The organism is Streptomyces sp. NPDC043896, assembly GCF_056435605.1.
This window is the reverse complement of sequence record NZ_JBWKEE010000018.1, coordinates 44,894-61,288: the sequence shown is the minus strand read 5'-3', so window position 1 is coordinate 61,288 and position 16,395 is coordinate 44,894. Positions and strand designations below refer to the sequence as shown.

The following is a 16,395-nucleotide window of genomic DNA, read 5'->3' as shown; positions in this document are numbered from 1 at the left end:
CGATGCTGCGCCGCGGCCACCGCACGGGCAACTTCCGTTGCCGAACCGGCAACAACGCAGGGCCCGGGCCCGCATCCGGGCCCGGTGCGGCCCCTATGCCTCCGGTTCGGCGATCAGGGCCGTCCCGACCCTGCGGAAGCCGGCGCGGGCGTAGACGCGGGCCACGTCCTCGTCGCCGGCCGAGAGGAAGACCGTACGGGCGCCCCGCGCGCGGGCCTCGGCGACCAGGGCCGCCGTCACCCCGAGGGCCAGCCCCTGGCGGCGGGCCGTGGGCAGGGTGCCGACGCCGACGACCTCGGCGACGTCCCCGACGGGGTTGTACTGGCCCGAGCACAGCACCTGGCCGTCGCGCACGGCGGCGGCCATCGCGGTGCGGCCGTCCGCGAGCATCGCCGAGACGCGGGCCCGGCGCTCCTCGGCCCCCGGGTCGGCCAGCGCCGTCGCCAGCTCCGCCGGCCCGGCGGTGCCCAGGGCGGTGCCCGGCTCGCGGAAGGCCAGCGCCGGCACGGTCACGGCGGCCCCCAGCAGCGGGTCCCCGGGGCCGAGCAGTCGTACCTCGGGATGCGGCGGGAGCGGCTCGGCACCGGCGTCCAGCGCCATCAGCGGGTGGGCGTGCACGTGCAGGCCCGCGGCCTCCACCGCGGCCCGCAGCGAGGGGGTGGTTTCGGCCACCCACTCGATGGACTCGGGCACCTTCAGTTCCCGCTGTCTCTCCAGCACCCTGAGCACGTCCGCGGCGTTCGCGTCGGCGCCGCCGAGCGCGGGGCGCGCGTAGTACTGCCAGCCCTGCCCCTCCTGCACGAACAGGGTCAGCGGCCCGAAGTCCTCGCCGCGCGCACCGCCCCGGCGGGGGACGGCGTCGTAGTACTGCTCCAGGGTGGCCAAGATCGTTTCGGTCATCCCGCCATCCAAGCAGGACCGCCCCGGGCGGGCACCCCGTTTGCCGGGGGCCGGCCGCCCGCCGCTACGCGCCTTCCTTGAGGACCCGGGAGACCAGGCTCCGCTGGGCGTCCGAGAGGTGCGGGTCCTGGCAGGACACCGTCCGCCCGTCCACCGTGATCCGGTACGAGAACCCGTCCCGCACCCCGCCCTGCCCCTGCCCGGCCCGCGGGTCCGGCCGCAGGGCCAGCAGGGCCAGCGCCTGCCACTCCTCCTCGTCGGGCCGGCCCGAGGTGTCCACCTCGGCCCGGCGCTCGATCCCGGCGAAACCGCCCGTCCGCACCACTTCGATCCGCATGGTGCCCCTTCTACCCGAGAACGGCCCGCCCGGACATCACTCCTGGGCCAGGCCGACGGACGACCAGGCCTTCTGGAGCGCCTGGTGCTCCGCGCCGCCCTCGCCGTACCGGGCGACGGCCGCGGCCGTCGACAGCCGGGCGAAGGTCTTGAAGTCGGCCCGCTCGCCCAGTTCCCCGCCGGTCAGCGTGTCGTACCAGATCTGCCCGGCCCGCTCCCAGGCCTTGCCGCCCAGTTCGGTGGCCGCGATGTAGAAGGCGTGGTTGGGGATGCCCGAGTTGATGTGGACGCCGCCGTTGTCGCGGCTGGTGTCGACGTAGTCGTCCATCGTCGCGGGCTGCGGGTCCTTGCCGAGCTCGTCGTCGTCGTACGCGGTGCCGGGCGCCTTCATCGAGCGCAGCGCGACCCCGGTGACGTTCGGCCCCAGCAGCCCGGCACCGATCAGCCAGTCCGCCTGGTCGGCGGTCTGCCCCAGGGAGTACTGCTTGATCAGCGAGCCGAAGACGTCCGACATGGACTCGTTGAGCGCCCCGGACTGGCCGTGGTAGTCGAGGTTGGCCGTGTACTGGGTGACGCCGTGGGCCAGCTCGTGCCCGATGACGTCCACCGACACGGTGAAGTCGAGGAACAGGTCCCCGTCGCCGTCGCCGAAGACCATCTGGCGGCCGTCCCAGAAGGCGTTGTTGTAGTCCTGGCCGTAGTGGACGGTCGCGTCCAGCGGAAGTCCGGAGTCGTCGATGGAGTGCCGGCCGAAGGCCTTCAGGAAGAGTTCGTACGTCGCCCCGAGCCCGGCGTAGGCGCGGTTGACGGTGGCGTCCTTGCCCGGTTCGGAGCCCTCCCCGCGGACCTTCTTCCCCGGCAGGCGGGTGCGGTGCTGGGCGTCGTAGACGGTCCGGGCCGGCCCTTCGGCGGGCGCGTCGACCAGGGAGGGGGCGATGCCCCTGAGGGCGTTGACCTGCCGCCGCTCGCGCAGGCCGCTGTCGTGTTCGAGGGTCCGCAGGGCGGCCTCGGCCCGGGTGCCGTCCGGGGACTGGGCGGCCCTGCGGAGCAGGTGCGGCGGCACGACGGTGCAGAAGACGGGGTGGTGGGGGGTGTGGACGGGGGAAAGGAAGGCATCCATGCACGGCAATGTGGCAGTGGGTCATGACGCTGTCACTACCGGCGACCATGATTCATTCGGTTGTCTCAAACCTGGCGCGCCGCGTTGACGGATCGCCCTGACCTGGGCGCACGGAAGGAGTCGTAGCTCACAAAAGGTGCAAATCGGGCACCCGGGTCTTGCATACTGAAACAGGTCCTCGCGATACGGCGCGGCTCGGTTAGGCTCGGCCCATCATGCGTTTCGGGCTGCTTCTCCTTAGCTGCCGCGGCGAGGGTCTGTAGTCGTAGGCCGGCCCCCTCCCCGCGGAGTTTGGTGTTGCGGTTTTTACGACCGCCGTCGGCCGTTCAGCGAACTACACGCGGACACGCGAGGAGCCCAACGCCATGAGCCAGCACACTTTCGTCGGTCGCCCCACGCCCATCACGAACGCGACCCACTCCCAGAAGCCCTCCGGCATGCCGATCCACAAGTACGGCGTCTACGAGCAGGTGGACATCCCGGACCGCACCTGGCCGGACGCCCGGATCACCAAGGCTCCCCGCTGGCTCTCCACCGACCTGCGCGACGGCAACCAGTCGCTGATCGACCCGATGACCCCCGCCCGCAAGCGCGAGATGTTCGACCTGCTGGTGCGCATGGGCTACAAGGAGATCGAGGTCGGCTTCCCGTCCTCCGGCGAGACCGACTTCGCCTTCGTGCGCTCCATCATCGAAGAGGGCGCGATCCCGGACGACGTCACCATCTCCGTACTGACCCAGGCCCGCGAGGACCTGATCGAGCGGACCGTCGAGTCGCTGATCGGCGCCAAGCGCGCCACCGTGCACCTGTACAACGCGACCGCGCCGACCTTCCGCCGGGTGGTCTTCCGCGGCTCCAAGGAGCAGATCAAGCAGATCGCCGTCGACGGCACCCGCCTGGTCATGGAGTACGCCGAGAAGCTGCTGGGCCCCGAGACGGTCTTCGGCTACCAGTACAGCCCGGAGATCTTCACCGACACCGAGCTGGACTTCGCCCTGGAGGTCTGCGAGGCCGTCTGCGACGTCTGGCAGCCGGGCGAGGGCCGCGAGATCATCCTGAACCTGCCCGCCACCGTGGAGCGCTCGACGCCGTCCACCCACGCGGACCGCTTCGAGTGGATGGCCCGCAACCTGACCCGCCGCGAGCACATCTGCATCTCCGTGCACCCGCACAACGACCGGGGCACCGCCGTCGCCGCCGCCGAGCTGGCGCTGATGGCCGGCGCCGACCGCGTCGAGGGCTGCCTGTTCGGGCAGGGCGAGCGCACCGGGAACGTCGACCTGATCACCCTGGGCATGAACCTCTTCTCGCAGGGCATCGACCCGCAGATCGACTTCTCGCAGATCGACGAGATCCGCCGCACCAGCGAGTACTGCAACCAGATGGAGGTCCACCCGCGCCACCCCTACGCGGGCGACCTGGTCTACACCGCCTTCTCCGGCTCCCACCAGGACGCCATCAAGAAGGGCTTCGACGCCATGGAGGCCGACGCGGCCGCCCAGGGCAAGACCGTCGACGAGATCGAGTGGGCGGTCCCGTACCTGCCCATCGACCCGAAGGACGTCGGCCGCTCCTACGAGGCGGTCATCCGGGTCAACTCGCAGTCCGGCAAGGGCGGCATCGCGTACGTCCTGAAGAACGACCACAAGCTGGACCTGCCGCGCCGCATGCAGATCGAGTTCTCGCGGATCATCCAGGCCAAGACCGACGCCGAGGGCGGCGAGGTCACGCCGAAGGCGATCTGGGAGGTCTTCTCGGACGAGTACCTGCCCAACCCCGAGAACCCGTGGGGCCGCATCCAGCTGCGCTCCGGCTCCACCGCCACCGACAAGGACGGCACCGACACGCTGACCGTCGAGGCGGTCGTGGACGGCGTGGAGACGATCCTGAACGGCACCGGCAACGGTCCGATCTCGGCCTTCTTCGACGCGCTGGCCGGCATCGGCGTCGACGCCCGCCTGCTGGACTACACCGAGCACACCATGAGCGAGGGCGCCTCCGCGGTCGCCGCCTCGTACATCGAGTGCGCGATCGACGGCCGGGTCCTGTGGGGCATCGGCATCGACGCCAACACCACCCGCGCCTCCCTGAAGGCGGTCATCTCCGCCGTCAACCGCGCGGGCCGCTAGTCACCCGGACGGAGCCCCCGTCCCTCCGTACGGGAGGACGGGGGCTCCGTCGCACCCAGGGCCGCCCGGCGGGCCGGGCGGCCGCCGTCCAGCGGCAGGACCGCCCCGGTGACCGGGGGCGCACTTCGGCCAACTCCCGCCCCCGCCCGATGTTGTCTTGTCGCACGACTGACGCATCCTCACCGATGTGGCTAACATCACGCCAACCCGGCGGTGCCGCCGGAAGGTTATGGAGGTGCGACGTGCTGCCAGTTCGGGGTGGGGACGGCCGGAAGCTGACCGTCTGGGGCATCCGCACCACCTGGAGCACCGTGGGAGACGGGGAGTTCTTCTGCCCCGGCTGCGGCGGTGACCGCAACTACCGCCGGCGCACCGGGCGCAGGCGCTTCACCGTGCTCGGCGTGCCGCTGCTGCCGCGCGGCCAGGCCGGACCCGTCGTCGAGTGCCAGGGCTGCCGGCACCGCTTCGACACCGACGTGCTGGACCACCTGACCACCACCCGCTTCTCGGCACTGCTGCGCGACGCGGTGCACACCGTGGCGCTGGCCGTGCTCGCGGCGGGCGGGACGGCCTCGCGCAGCGCGCTGGAGGCCGCCGTGTCGGCCGTACGGGCGGCCGGGTTCCAGGACTGCACCGCGGAGCAGCTGGAGTCCCTCGTGGACGCGCTGGCCACCGACGAGGGCCGGCTGGGCCTGTACGACGGGCCGGAGTGCTGCGGGGCCGCGCTGTCGATAGAGCTGCACGAGGCGCTGGAGCCGCTCGCCCCGCACCTGGCGGGGCCGGGGCGGGAGTCGATCCTGCTCCAGGGCGCCCGGATCGCCCTCGCGGACGGGCCCTACATCCCGGCCGAGCGGGAGGTGCTGGCCACCGTCGGCGCGGCGCTGCGGATGGGCACGGACGAGGTGTCCGGACTGCTGTCGGCGGTGCGCGCGCCCTGAGCGGTACGCGTACGAAGGCCCGGGCCCGGCGGATTTCCGCCGGGCCCGGCCGCGTTCCGGGCCGGAATTCCACCATGCGGATGCCCGGGAGGTAACGATCCGGCCTCACGGACATGAACCGGACGGTAGTTTGGTGCGCACATGGGATGGAGTCCCTACTTCCGTACAGGAATTCCGCATTTCGGACGGCCGGAATTGGCCCCTCTGATTTGCGTGGCCGAATACTTGCGAACCCGGTATCGGCCTGTCAGGGCAGGGAACTTCGCAGGTGCGCAGCGGGAACGACGCCTTCGGCGCCGGGTCTCCCATACTCCTGTGCGGGGCCGCCCGCCACTGGAGAAACCTCTCAATCGAACGTCCCGGAACGTCAACACTTTGTCGAAGTCGACGATATCTGTGAGCACTTCCACAGGCGTTCAATTCCGGTCATCGCGACGAGTTCCGTGTGTTCCCACTGACAACCCCGGCGGACCAACGGGTTAACGACCCACTCCGGCCAGGGATAACCAGATTCCTCCCAGATTCCTCTCAGTTACCTACCTTCTGAAGGGCAAGGCAGAGATGGCACGTGTCGCCGCCCGGCTTTCCGCCAACGGAGAGCAGAGCACGCACCCGGTCGACGAGGTGCTCCCCCTCCCCAAGCTCGCGCTGTACGGCTTCCAGCACGTACTCGCCTTCTACGCCGGCGCGGTGATCGTCCCGATCATCGTGGGCAGCGCACTCAAGCTGAGCCCTGAACAGCTCGTCTACCTGATCAACGCGGACCTCTTCACCTGCGGTATCGCCTCGATCATCCAGGCCTGGGGCATCGGCCGGATCGGCGCCAGGCTGCCGCTGATCCAGGGTGTGACCTTCACCGCGGTGTCCCCGATGATCGCCATCGGCCTGGGCGCCGGCGGCGGTACCGCCGCGCTGCTGGTCATCTACGGCGCGGTGATCACCGCCGGTATCGCCACCTTCGCCTTCGCCTGGCTGCCCGCCAAGGCGTTCCGGGCGGTCATGCGGCTCTTCCCGCCGGTGGTCACCGGCACGGTCATCACGGTGCTGGGCGTCGTCCTGATCCCGGTCGGCCTCAACGACGCGGCCGGCGGACTCGGCAGCCCCGACTTCGGCGACCCGAAGAACTTCGCCTACGCCGGCGGCACGATGCTCTTCATCCTGATCCTGATGAAGCTCGGCAAGCCGTTCCTCTCCAGCATCGCGATCCTCCTCGGCCTGGTCGTCGGCACCGGCGTCGCGTTCGCCCTCGGGGACGCCAAGTTCGGTGACGTCGGCAACGCGGACTGGATCGGTGTCACCACGCCCTTCCACTTCGGCGTCCCGAAGTTCGAGTGGTTCCCGATCGTCCTGATGCTGATCGTCATGCTGATCACCATGGTCGAGACGACCGGCGACACCTACGCGGTCGGCGACATCGTCGGCAAGGAGGTCGACAGCGAGACCGTCGCCCGCGCCCTGCGCGCCGACGGCGCCGCGACCGCCCTCGGCGGCGCCCTCAACTCCTTCCCGTACGTCGCGTTCGCCGAGAACGTCGGCCTGGTGCGGATGACCAAGGTCAAGAGCCGCTTCGTGGTCGTCGCCGCCGGTGTCTTCATGATCATCCTGGGTCTGCTGCCCAAGGCCGCCGCGATCGTGGCCGCCGTCCCGCACGGGGTCCTCGGCGGCGCCGCCACCGTCATGTTCGCCATGGTCGCCCTGGCCGGCATCCAGACCCTGGCCAAGGTGGACCTCAAGGAGGAGAAGAACGCGCTGATCGTCGGCGTCTCCCTCGCCTTCGCCCTGCTCCCGGCCACGGTCCCGGTCCTCTTCTCCAAGTACATGGACCCGGACCTGTCCTCGCTCCTCAACAGCGGTGTGACCCTCGGTGCCACCGCCGCCATCGTCCTCAACCTGATCTTCAACGGCCTGGCCAAGGACGACGCCCGGACCGCCGCCGCCAAGGCCGAGGCCCCGGTCGAGGCCCTGGCCGAGGCCCTGGTGCCCGCCCAGCCGGTGGCCGCCCCGGCCGGCGCCGAGAAGGCCGCCTCCGTGACGTCCGCCCCGGAGGAGACGGCTCCCGAGAAGACGGCTCCCGAGAAGGCGGCCTCGGACAAGGCGGCCGTGGAGAAGGCGGCCTCGGAGAAGGCGGCCTCGGACAAGGCCGCCGACGACGCGGGTGCGCCCGCCTCCTGATCCTCCCAAGGGGTGCCGACCCCCGTCCGGACTCCGGTCCGGACGGGGGTCGGCGCTGTCCGCGCCCGGGGGACAATGGGGCCATGAGTCTCTTCCGCGACGACGGCATCGTGCTGCGCACCCAGAAGCTGGGGGAGGCGGACCGCATCATCACGCTCCTCACCCGCGGCCACGGCCGCGTACGCGCCGTCGCGCGCGGGGTGCGGCGCACCAAGTCCAAGTTCGGCGCCCGGCTGGAACCTTTCTCCCACGCCGACGTGCAGTTCTTCGCGCGCGGCAGCGAGCTCGTCGGCCGCAGCCTGCCGCTGTGCACCCAGACCGAGATCATCGCCCCCTACGGCAACGGCATCGCCACCGACTACGCCCGCTACACCGCCGGCACCGCCATGCTGGAGACCGCCGAGCGCTTCACCGAGAACGAGGGCGAGCCCGCCGTACAGCAGTACCTGCTGCTGGTCGGCGCCCTGCGCACGCTCTCCCGCGGCGAGCACGAGCCGCACCTGATCCTCGACGCCTTCCTGCTGCGCTCCCTCGCCGTCAACGGCTACGCCCCCAGCTTCGAGGACTGCGCGAAGTGCGGGATCCACGGACCCAACCGGCACTTCTCCGTCGCCGCGGGCGGGGTCATATGCGGTGACTGCCGGGTGCCGGGCTCCGTCGTACCCTCGTCGGAGGCCATCGCCCTGCTCAGTGCCCTGCTGACGGGCGACTGGAAGCACGCGGACGCCTGCGAGGCGCGCCACGCGCGGGAGGGCAGCGGGCTGGTCTCGGCCTATTTGCACTGGCATCTGGAGCGCGGGCTACGCTCCCTCCGATACGTCGAGAAATAGGAGCTGGGCACATGGCACGACGCGGGATTCTGGGACGCTCTCGCCGCGAGTACAAGGTTCCCGAGCCGCACCCGTCCGGTGCGCGCCCGCCGAAGATCCCCGGTGAGCTGGTCCCGAACCACGTCGCCGTCGTCATGGACGGCAACGGCCGCTGGGCCAAGGAGCGCGGCCTGCCGCGCACCGAGGGGCACAAGGTCGGCGAGGGCGTCGTCCTCGACGTGCTCAAGGGCTGTCTGGAGATGGGCGTCAAGAACCTCTCCCTCTACGCCTTCTCGACGGAGAACTGGAAGCGCACGCCCGACGAGGTCCGCTTCCTCATGAACTTCAACCGCGACGTCATCCGCCGCCGCCGCGACGAGATGAACGAGCTGGGCATCCGGATCCGCTGGGTCGGGCGCATGCCGAAGATGTGGAAGTCGGTCGTCCAGGAGCTCCAGATCGCCCAGGAGCAGACCGTCGACAACGACGCCATGACCCTCTACTTCTGCGTCAACTACGGCGGGCGCGCGGAGATCGCGGACGCGGCGCAGGCCATCGCCCGCGACGTGGCGGCCGGCAAGCTGGACCCGTCGAAGGTCAACGAGAAGACCTTCGCCAAGTACATCTACTACCCCGACATGCCGGACGTGGACCTGTTCCTGCGCCCCAGCGGCGAGCAGCGCACCTCCAACTACCTGATCTGGCAGAGCGCGTACGCCGAGATGGTCTTCCAGGACGTGCTGTGGCCGGACTTCGACCGCCGCAACCTCTGGGACGCCTGCCTGGAGTACGCGCAGCGCGACCGCCGCTTCGGCGGCGCCGTCCCGAACCAGCCCGAGGGCTCCGGCAGCTGAGGCCTCCGCTAGGCTCCGCCGTCATGGACACGACTGACCAGGCGGTGGAGCTGCGCTACGGCGCGGCCCGCCGTGACGCGTGGGAGGTACTGCGGTGGCGCGCCCTGCGGACGGCCGCGGGCCGCCGGGAGCTGCTGCTGTGGCTGGTCGCCCTCCCCGCGGTGCCGGTCGCGCTGATCGCGGCCCAGCACGGCCGTGCCGTGGACCCGGCCGGCCTGGCCCTGGCGGGCGGGGCGGGACTCGTCCCGGCCGCCGTCTGGCTCTGGCTGGACCTGACGCGGCGGGCGCGCCGGATGCACCGCTGGGCCGCGGAACACCCCGAGTACAGGTTCGTCGTCACCGAGCGGGGTACGCAGAACCACCGTCCCGACGGGACGGCGGTGGCCTACAAGTGGGACAAGTACGAGGGCTGGGCCGAGACCCGGGGCCTCTTCGTCCTCGTGTTCTTCAACGGGGACCTGGGCTGGCTGCCGAAGCGCGCGGCCGCGGCCCCCGGGGATGTCGACCGGATCCGATCGTTCTTCGACCGGAACCTGACCCGGCTCGGCCAGGCCGTGGACTAGCCGGCGGCCGCGCAGTCCGCGCAGGTGCCGAAGATCTCCACGGTGTGCGCCACGTTCACGTAGCCGTGCTCGGCCGCGATCGACTCCGCCCACTTCTCCACGGCCGGACCCTCCACCTCGACCGCCTTGCCGCACTTGCGGCAGACCAGGTGGTGGTGGTGCTCCCCGGTGGAGCAGCGCCGGTACACGGACTCGCCGTCGCTGGTGCGCAGCACGTCCACCTCACCGGCGTCCGCGAGGGACTGGAGGGTGCGGTACACGGTGGTCAGGCCCACGGAGTCACCGCGGTGCCTGAGCATGTCGTGCAGCTCCTGGGCACTGCGGAACTCGTCCACCTCGTCCAGCGCCGCCGCCACGGCAGCCCGCTGCCGGGTGGATCGCCCTCGTACTGGCGCGGTACCCGTCTCGCCAGGCGCAGTCGCCACCGGTTCCTCCTCGTTTCGGCCTGCCGCCATTGTGCCAGGCGGCTGCCGGCCCTAGACCTTCACGTCGTCCCGGAGGCAGACCTCCGCCGAGTCCCGGGAGGCCTTGGCGCGGCGCCTGGCCAGCGGAGCGGACAGACCCGTCAGCGCCATGAAGACGCCGATCGCGAGCAGCACGATCGTGGCGCCGGACGGCGCGTCGATGTAGTACGTGGCCGCCGTGCCGGTCAGGGAGACGGTGAGGCTGATCGCGACGGCCAGGCCCAGGGTCGCGGCGAAGCCGCGGGTGAGCCGCTGGGCGGCGGCCACCGGGATCACCATCATGGCGCTGACCAGCAGCAGGCCGACGATCCGCATCGCGACGGTGACGGTGACGGCGGCGGTGACGGCGAGCAGCAGGTTCAGCGCGCGCACCGGCAGTCCGGTGACGCGGGCGAACTCCTCGTCCTGGCACACGGCGAAGAGCTGGCGGCGCATGCCGACGGTGACGGCGAGGACGAACGCGGCGAGGACCGCCATCGCGGTGACGTCCTCGGGCGCGACGGTGGTGATCGAGCCGAACATGGCACTGATCAGGCTCGTCGTGGAGCCGCCCCCGACGTTGATGATCATCACGCCGCCGGCCAGGCCGCCGTAGAAGAGCATCGACAGGGCCACGTCCCCGCTGGTCTTTCCGCGCGAGCGGATCAGCTCCATGCCGACGGCGCCGACGACCGCGACCAGGGTGGCCATCCACACGGGGCTGGTCTGGAGGACGAAGCCGAGCGCGACGCCGGTCATGGCGACGTGGCCGAGTCCGTCGCCCATGACGGCCTGGCGGCGCTGGACGAGGTACGTGCCGATCGCGGGCGCGGTGATGCCGACCAGCGCGGCGGCGATCAGCGCGCGCTGCATGAAGGCGTAGTTCAGGAGGTCCATCAGCTCAGCAGTCCCGTCCGCAGGGGCTCGGCGTCGTGCGCCGCGTGGGGGTGTACGTGGTCGTGGCCGGGCAGGGCGTGCTGGCCCACGGCCTCCGGGGGCGGGCCGTCGTGGGTGACGCAGCCGTCGCGCAGGACGACGGCCCGGTCGATCAGCGGCTCCAGCGGGCCCAGCTCGTGCAGGACGAGCAGCACGGTGGTGCCGGCGGCCACCTGCTGCCGTACGGCGGTCGCCAGGACCTCCTGGTTGCCCAGGTCCACGCCCGCCATGGGCTCGTCCATGATCAGCAGCTCGGGTTCGACGGCGAGCGCCCGGGCGATCAGCACGCGCTGGTGCTGGCCGCCCGAGAGGGCGTTGACCGAGACGTCGGCGTGGCCCTCCATGTCGACGAGGGCCAGGGCGGCCTCCACGGCGGCCTTGTCGGCCTTGCGCAGGACGCCGAAGCGGGTGCGGGCCAGGCGTCCGGAGGAGACGACCTCGCGGACGGTGGCCGGGACGCCGCTGGCGGCGGTGGTGCGCTGGGGGACGTACCCGATGCGCGACCACGCGCGGAAGCGCTTGAACTCGGTGCCGAAGAGCGAGAGCTCCCCGCCGGTGAGCGGGACCTGGCCGACGACGGCGCGGACGGCGGTGGACTTGCCGGAGCCGTTGGCGCCGAGCAGGGCGACGACCTCACCGCGGTGGACGGTGAGGTCGATGCCGCGCAGCACGGGGCGCGAGCCGAGCGAGGCCGTGGCCCCGCGCAGGGATATGACGGGCTGGTCCTCGGCCCCTCGTGGAGTGGACTGCATGGCGCGCGCCTCCGTTGCTGCTGTCATCACTTGGCTCCGAGTGCCTTCTGGAGGTTCTTCAGGTTGGACCGCATGACCTCGAAGTAGTCGGCGCCCTGCGACTTGTCGCTGATCCCCTCGAGGGGGTCGAGGACGTCGGTGGTCAGGCCCGTGTCGCGGGCGAGGCTCTTGGCGGTCTTGTCACTGGCGAGGGTCTCGAAGAAGACGGTGGTGACATTGTCCTTCTTCGCGACGGCCTGGAGCTCCTTCATGCGGGCCGGGCTGGGCTCGGCCTCGGGGTCGACGCCGGAGATGCCCTCCTGGTCGAGGCCGTAGCGCTCCGCGAGGTAGCCGAAGGCGGAGTGGGTGGTGATGAAGGTCTTGGAGGCCGTGTTCTTCAGGCCGTCCTTGAACTCCGTGTCCAGCGAGCCCAGTTTGGCGACCAGCTCGTCGGTGTTCTTCTTGTAGTCCGCCGCGTGGCCGGGGTCGGCCTTCTCCAGGGCGGCGCCGAAGCCCTTGGCGATCTCGGCGTACTTGGTGGGGTCGAGCCAGACGTGCGGGTCCTCGCCGGCCTCGCCGTGCGCGTGGTCGTGCTCGTCGGCTCCGCCCTCGGCCGCGTGGTCGTGACCCTCGTGGTCCCCGTGGCCCTCGGCCTCCTGGTGACCCTCGGCCTCCTTGTGGCCCTCGGCGCTGTGGACCTCCATCTTGGTGAGGGTGGCGGCGTCGACGACGTTCTTCACGCCGGACTGGGCGACGGCCTTGTCGACGGCGGGCTGGAGGTTCTTGAGGTAGAGGACCACGTCCGACTCGGAGAGCTGCCCGGTCTGCTTCGGGGTGATCTCCAGGTCGTGCGGCTCGACGCCCGGCTTGGTGAGGGTGTCGACCGTGACGTGGTCCCCGCCTATCTGCTCGGCGAGGAACTGGAGGGGGTAGAACGACGCCGTCACGTGCAGCTTTCCGCCCTTCGCACCCGCGGCGCCGGCGGTGGCGGAGCAGGCGGTGAGGGCCGTCGCGCCGAGGGCGACGGCGGCGGCGAGGGCGGTCGTGGGTATGAGGCGTCGTACGTTCATGACATCCATTTTCATCAAAGATGGAAACCGTTGTCAAAAACCCTGGTGGGAGGGGTACCGGAGGCCGCGGAAGGGCATACCCGATTTGAAAGGGGGGGTGCGGGCGCCGGTAACCTGAGGCATTCGCGTTCGTCCTCGTAATGAAGAGAGCACCGTGGCCGCCGACAAGATCGAAACCATCGTCAGCCTGAGCAAGCGCCGTGGCTTCGTTTACCCGTGCAGTGACATCTACGGCGGCTCCAGGGCTGCCTGGGACTACGGCCCGCTCGGTGTCGAGCTCAAGGAGAACATCAAGCGCCAGTGGTGGAAGGCCATGGTCACCGGGCGTGAGGACGTCGTCGGTCTCGACTCCTCCGTGATCCTGGCCCCCGAGGTCTGGGTGGCCTCGGGCCACGTCGCGACGTTCTCCGACCCGCTGACCGAGTGCACCTCCTGTCACAAGCGCCAGCGCGCCGACCACCTGGAAGAGGCGTACGAGGCCAAGCACGGCCGCCTCCCCGAGAACGGCCTGGCCGACATCAACTGCCCGCACTGCGGTGTGAAGGGCCAGTTCACCGAGCCGAAGCAGTTCTCCGGCATGCTGGAGACCCACCTCGGCCCGACCCAGGACACCGGCTCCAAGGCGTACCTGCGCCCCGAGACCGCCCAGGGCATCTTCACCAACTTCGCCATGGTGCAGACCTCCTCGCGCAAGAAGCCCCCGTTCGGCATCGCGCAGATGGGCAAGTCCTTCCGCAACGAGATCACGCCCGGCAACTTCATCTTCCGCACCCGCGAGTTCGAGCAGATGGAGATGGAGTTCTTCGTCAAGCCGGGCGAGGACGAGCAGTGGCAGGAGTACTGGATGCAGGAGCGGTGGAACTGGTACCGCGGCCTCGGCATGCGCGAGGAGAACATGCGCTGGTACGAGCACCCCGCCGAGAAGCTGTCCCACTACTCGAAGCGGACCGCCGACATCGAGTACCGCTTCAACTTCGGCGGCAGCGAGTTCTCCGAGCTGGAGGGCGTGGCCAACCGCACCGACTACGACCTGAAGGCGCACTCCGCCGCCTCCGGCACGGACCTGGTCTACTACGACCAGGAAGCCCAGGAGAAGTACACCCCGTACGTCATCGAGCCGGCGGCCGGCGTCAACCGCGCCATGCTCGCCTTCATGCTCGACGCGTACGTCGAGGACGAGGCCCCCAACGCCAAGGGCGCCATGGAGAAGCGCACGGTCATGCGCTTCGACCCGCGCCTCGCGCCGGTCAAGGTCGCCGTCCTCCCGCTGTCGCGCAACGCGAACCTGTCGCCGAAGGCCAAGGGTCTCGCCGCCGACCTGCGCAAGAACTGGAACATCGAGTTCGACGACGCGGGCGCCATCGGCCGCCGCTACCGCCGCCAGGACGAGATCGGCACGCCGTTCTGCGTCACCGTCGACTTCGACACCCTGGACGACAACGCGGTGACCGTGCGCGAGCGCGACACCATGAAGCAGGAGCGCGTCTCCCTGGACCAGATCCAGAGCTACCTCGGCAGCCGTCTGCTCGGCTGCTAGTTCCCGCTCGACGGCCGGTGGCCCGGTGCGCGATCCGCGCACCGGGCCACCGGTCTTTTCACGGGTGCCGCCGGGCGGCCGCCCGGTCCGCGATCCGGACCGCCGGGGTGTTCAGGGCCGCAGGCCCCGGACGAGGAGCGCGGTCACGGCCTCGAACTCCGTGAGGATGGTGGGGGAGAACCAGTCCGCCACGTACTGCGGATCGTGGAACCGGCCGGTGGCGTCGAAGACGGCGCGGGCGGCCGCGGGGACGTCGGGCGCGGCCAGGGTGCCGGCCTCGACGCCCTCGGCGATGATCCGGGTCAGCTGGTCGATCAGCTCGCCGAGGTGCGCGTCGACCACCCCGCTGTTCTCGCCGAGCAGCACCGTGTACGTCGCGAACAGCTCGGGATCGTCGCCCGCCTTGTGGCGCTTGGCCGCGAAGAGGGCCTCCAGCCAGGTCTCCAGCTTGGAGGGGGCGGGCTCCCCGGGAGCCGAGGCGATCTCCTCCAGCATGACCACGCTCTTCGCGAGCCAGCGGTCCGTGACCGCCTCGCGCAGCGCCGACTTCGAGGGGAAGTGCCGGTACACGCTGCCGTGGCTGACGCCCAGGGCGCGCGCGACGTCCACCACGGTCGCCTTGGTGGGGCCGAAGCGGCGCAGCACCTCCTCGGTGGTTTCGAGGATGCGCTCGGGGGTCAGGGGTTCGGCGGCAGCGGAGGGCATGGGTACGACCGTACCGCCAGCTCAGTGCTCACTGTCGAGGTGGGCCATCTGCGCCGCCGGGTAACGGTCGCCGGCCGCGGCCCCCGCGGGGACGGCCTCCTCGATGGCGGCCAGGTCCGCCGCGGTCAGCTCGACCCGCATGGCACCCAGTGCCTCGGCCAGCCGGTCCCGGCGCCGGGCGCCGACCAGCGGCACGACGTCCTCGCCCCGGGAGAGCACCCAGGCGATCGCGGTCTGGGCCACGGTGACCCCCTTGTCCCCGGCGACCTTGCGCAGGGCCTCGACCAGGTCGAGGTTGCGGTGCAGGTTGTCGCCCTGGAAGCGGGGGCTCATGCCGCGGAAGTCGCCCGGGGCCAGCGCCCGGTCCCGGGTGAAGTGCCCGCTGATCAGGCCGCGGGAGAGCACCCCGTACGCCGTGATGCCGATGCCGAGCTCGCGGGCGGTCGGCAGGATCTCCTCCTCGATGCCGCGCGAGATCAGCGAGTACTCGATCTGGAGGTCCGAGATCGGGGCGACGGCGGCGGCCCTGCGCAGGGTGTCCGCGCCGACCTCGGAGAGTCCGATGTGCCGTACGTGTCCGGCCTGGACGGCCTCGGCGATCGCGCCGACCGTCTCCTCGATCGGGACGTCGGGGTCCACGCGGGCGATCCGGTAGACGTCGATGTGGTCCCGGCCGAGCCGCTGGAGCGAGTAGGCCAGGAAGTTCTTCACGGCCTCGGGGCGGCCGTCGTACCCGGTGAAGCCGCCCTCGACCGTACGCAGGGCGCCGAACTTGACGCTGGTCAGCGCCCGCTCGCGGGCCGCCGCCGGGGCGGTGCGCAGGGCCTCGTTGATCAGCAGTTCGTTGTGGCCCATGCCGTAGAAGTCGCCGGTGTCGAGCAGCGTGTGCATGCCCTCCGGGGCGGCCTCCAGGTAGGCGTGAACGGTCGCGAGGGACTCCGCCCGGTCCGCCTCTCCGTAGAGCGCGGACATGCCCATGCAGCCCAGCCCCAGCGGGAAGACGGCGGGCCCGGTGGTGCCGAGCCGGCGGGCGGCGGCAGGGGTGGCGGCGGTGGTGATGGCGGTGGCGGTGGCGGTGGCGTTTTCGTTCTTCGTCATGGAACGAGAATGGCATGACGGCTGACAGATTTCAATATCTGTCAGCCGTTCGTG

General features: G+C 70.8%; 16 protein-coding genes. 7 read left to right on the top strand and 9 right to left on the bottom strand.

Features of this window, described 5'->3' with window-relative positions; all coding sequences use genetic code 11:
• Window positions 1-93: 93 nt before the first annotated feature.
• From AC069X_RS24810 to AC069X_RS24800, 3 genes are all read right to left on the bottom strand, one after another.
• A complete protein-coding gene (locus tag AC069X_RS24810; protein WP_478731528.1) occupies window positions 94-900 on the bottom strand; it encodes a GNAT family N-acetyltransferase in 807 nt (268 codons plus the stop codon).
• Between the two features lie 64 nt (window positions 901-964).
• Window positions 965-1,237 carry a protealysin inhibitor emfourin gene (locus AC069X_RS24805; RefSeq protein ID WP_478731526.1) on the bottom strand — a complete coding sequence of 91 codons (273 nt, stop codon included), beginning with the start codon at window positions 1,235-1,237 and terminating at the stop codon, window positions 965-967.
• Between the two features lie 36 nt (window positions 1,238-1,273).
• Complete coding sequence (locus AC069X_RS24800; protein WP_478731524.1) at window positions 1,274-2,356, bottom strand: M4 family metallopeptidase; 1,083 nt, start codon at window positions 2,354-2,356, stop codon at window positions 1,274-1,276.
• 365 nt (window positions 2,357-2,721) lie between these two features.
• Between AC069X_RS24800 and leuA the strand changes: the two genes are divergently transcribed.
• The 6 genes from leuA to AC069X_RS24770 all read left to right on the top strand — a co-directional run bounded on the left by leuA (window position 2,722) and on the right by AC069X_RS24770 (window position 9,821).
• Entirely contained in the window at window positions 2,722-4,485 is a 1,764-nt protein-coding gene (gene leuA / locus AC069X_RS24795; RefSeq protein ID WP_478731522.1) for a 2-isopropylmalate synthase, read from the top strand.
• 242 nt (window positions 4,486-4,727) lie between these two features.
• Window positions 4,728-5,423: a TerB family tellurite resistance protein gene (locus tag AC069X_RS24790; protein ID WP_478731521.1), complete on the top strand. Its 696-nt coding sequence runs from the start codon at window positions 4,728-4,730 to the stop codon at window positions 5,421-5,423.
• Between the two features lie 561 nt (window positions 5,424-5,984).
• Window positions 5,985-7,595 carry a nucleobase:cation symporter-2 family protein gene (locus tag AC069X_RS24785; RefSeq protein WP_478731519.1) on the top strand — a complete coding sequence of 537 codons (1,611 nt, stop codon included), beginning with the start codon at window positions 5,985-5,987 and terminating at the stop codon, window positions 7,593-7,595.
• A gap of 83 nt (window positions 7,596-7,678) precedes the next feature.
• The gene (recO, locus tag AC069X_RS24780) at window positions 7,679-8,425 is read left to right on the top strand and encodes a DNA repair protein RecO (protein WP_470972259.1); all 747 of its coding nucleotides are present in this window, start codon (window positions 7,679-7,681) and stop codon (window positions 8,423-8,425) included.
• An 11-nt stretch (window positions 8,426-8,436) separates the two neighbouring features.
• Window positions 8,437-9,258: an isoprenyl transferase gene (locus AC069X_RS24775; RefSeq protein ID WP_478731516.1), complete on the top strand. Its 822-nt coding sequence runs from the start codon at window positions 8,437-8,439 to the stop codon at window positions 9,256-9,258.
• A 23-nt stretch (window positions 9,259-9,281) separates the two neighbouring features.
• The gene (locus tag AC069X_RS24770; protein ID WP_478731514.1) at window positions 9,282-9,821 is read left to right on the top strand and encodes a YcxB family protein; all 540 of its coding nucleotides are present in this window, start codon (window positions 9,282-9,284) and stop codon (window positions 9,819-9,821) included.
• On the opposite strand, the gene AC069X_RS24765 is transcribed toward AC069X_RS24770, so the two are convergent.
• From AC069X_RS24765 to AC069X_RS24750, 4 genes are read right to left on the bottom strand one after another with little or no spacing between them, the layout of a single operon-like run.
• Window positions 9,818-10,246 (bottom strand): Fur family transcriptional regulator, encoded by a 429-nt coding sequence (locus AC069X_RS24765; RefSeq protein ID WP_478731513.1) that lies wholly within the window; start codon window positions 10,244-10,246, stop codon window positions 9,818-9,820. The genes AC069X_RS24770 and AC069X_RS24765 overlap by 4 nt on opposite strands.
• Before the next feature lie 51 nt (window positions 10,247-10,297).
• The gene (locus AC069X_RS24760; protein WP_478731512.1) at window positions 10,298-11,161 is read right to left on the bottom strand and encodes a metal ABC transporter permease; all 864 of its coding nucleotides are present in this window, start codon (window positions 11,159-11,161) and stop codon (window positions 10,298-10,300) included.
• On the bottom strand, window positions 11,161-11,952 hold the full coding sequence (locus tag AC069X_RS24755; RefSeq protein ID WP_478731696.1) for a metal ABC transporter ATP-binding protein: 792 nt from the start codon (window positions 11,950-11,952) through the stop codon (window positions 11,161-11,163). Before AC069X_RS24755 ends, AC069X_RS24760 begins: the two co-directional genes overlap by 1 nt.
• 26 nt (window positions 11,953-11,978) lie before the next feature.
• Window positions 11,979-13,001 carry a metal ABC transporter substrate-binding protein gene (locus tag AC069X_RS24750; RefSeq protein WP_478731511.1) on the bottom strand — a complete coding sequence of 341 codons (1,023 nt, stop codon included), beginning with the start codon at window positions 12,999-13,001 and terminating at the stop codon, window positions 11,979-11,981.
• Between the two features lie 154 nt (window positions 13,002-13,155).
• Here AC069X_RS24750 and AC069X_RS24745 point away from each other — a divergent pair, with 154 nt between their 5' ends.
• On the top strand, window positions 13,156-14,538 hold the full coding sequence (locus tag AC069X_RS24745; RefSeq protein ID WP_478731510.1) for a glycine--tRNA ligase: 1,383 nt from the start codon (window positions 13,156-13,158) through the stop codon (window positions 14,536-14,538).
• Window positions 14,539-14,649: 111 nt separating this feature from the next.
• Here AC069X_RS24745 and AC069X_RS24740 read toward each other — a convergent pair whose 3' ends face one another.
• Together AC069X_RS24740 and AC069X_RS24735 are read right to left on the bottom strand one after the other, a co-directional pair.
• Window positions 14,650-15,243 (bottom strand): TetR/AcrR family transcriptional regulator, encoded by a 594-nt coding sequence (locus AC069X_RS24740; protein WP_478731508.1) that lies wholly within the window; start codon window positions 15,241-15,243, stop codon window positions 14,650-14,652.
• A 21-nt stretch (window positions 15,244-15,264) separates the two neighbouring features.
• Entirely contained in the window at window positions 15,265-16,341 is a 1,077-nt protein-coding gene (locus tag AC069X_RS24735; RefSeq protein WP_478731506.1) for an aldo/keto reductase, read from the bottom strand.
• Window positions 16,342-16,395: the final 54 nt, after the last annotated feature.

Coding starts and splice junctions, on each gene's coding strand:
- leuA (WP_478731522.1), top strand. CDS start 2,722: ATGAGCCAGCACACTTTCGTCGGTCGCCCCACGCCCATCACGAACGCG.
- AC069X_RS24775 (WP_478731516.1), top strand. CDS start 8,437: ATGGCACGACGCGGGATTCTGGGACGCTCTCGCCGCGAGTACAAGGTT.
- AC069X_RS24800 (WP_478731524.1), bottom strand. CDS start 2,356: ATGGATGCCTTCCTTTCCCCCGTCCACACCCCCCACCACCCCGTCTTC.
- AC069X_RS24760 (WP_478731512.1), bottom strand. CDS start 11,161: ATGGACCTCCTGAACTACGCCTTCATGCAGCGCGCGCTGATCGCCGCC.
- AC069X_RS24810 (WP_478731528.1), bottom strand. CDS start 900: ATGACCGAAACGATCTTGGCCACCCTGGAGCAGTACTACGACGCCGTC.
- AC069X_RS24750 (WP_478731511.1), bottom strand. CDS start 13,001: ATGAACGTACGACGCCTCATACCCACGACCGCCCTCGCCGCCGCCGTC.
- AC069X_RS24735 (WP_478731506.1), bottom strand. CDS start 16,341: ATGACGAAGAACGAAAACGCCACCGCCACCGCCACCGCCATCACCACC.
- AC069X_RS24755 (WP_478731696.1), bottom strand. CDS start 11,952: ATGCAGTCCACTCCACGAGGGGCCGAGGACCAGCCCGTCATATCCCTG.
- recO (WP_470972259.1), top strand. CDS start 7,679: ATGAGTCTCTTCCGCGACGACGGCATCGTGCTGCGCACCCAGAAGCTG.
- AC069X_RS24740 (WP_478731508.1), bottom strand. CDS start 15,243: ATGCCCTCCGCTGCCGCCGAACCCCTGACCCCCGAGCGCATCCTCGAA.
- AC069X_RS24770 (WP_478731514.1), top strand. CDS start 9,282: ATGGACACGACTGACCAGGCGGTGGAGCTGCGCTACGGCGCGGCCCGC.
- AC069X_RS24805 (WP_478731526.1), bottom strand. CDS start 1,237: ATGCGGATCGAAGTGGTGCGGACGGGCGGTTTCGCCGGGATCGAGCGC.
- AC069X_RS24785 (WP_478731519.1), top strand. CDS start 5,985: ATGGCACGTGTCGCCGCCCGGCTTTCCGCCAACGGAGAGCAGAGCACG.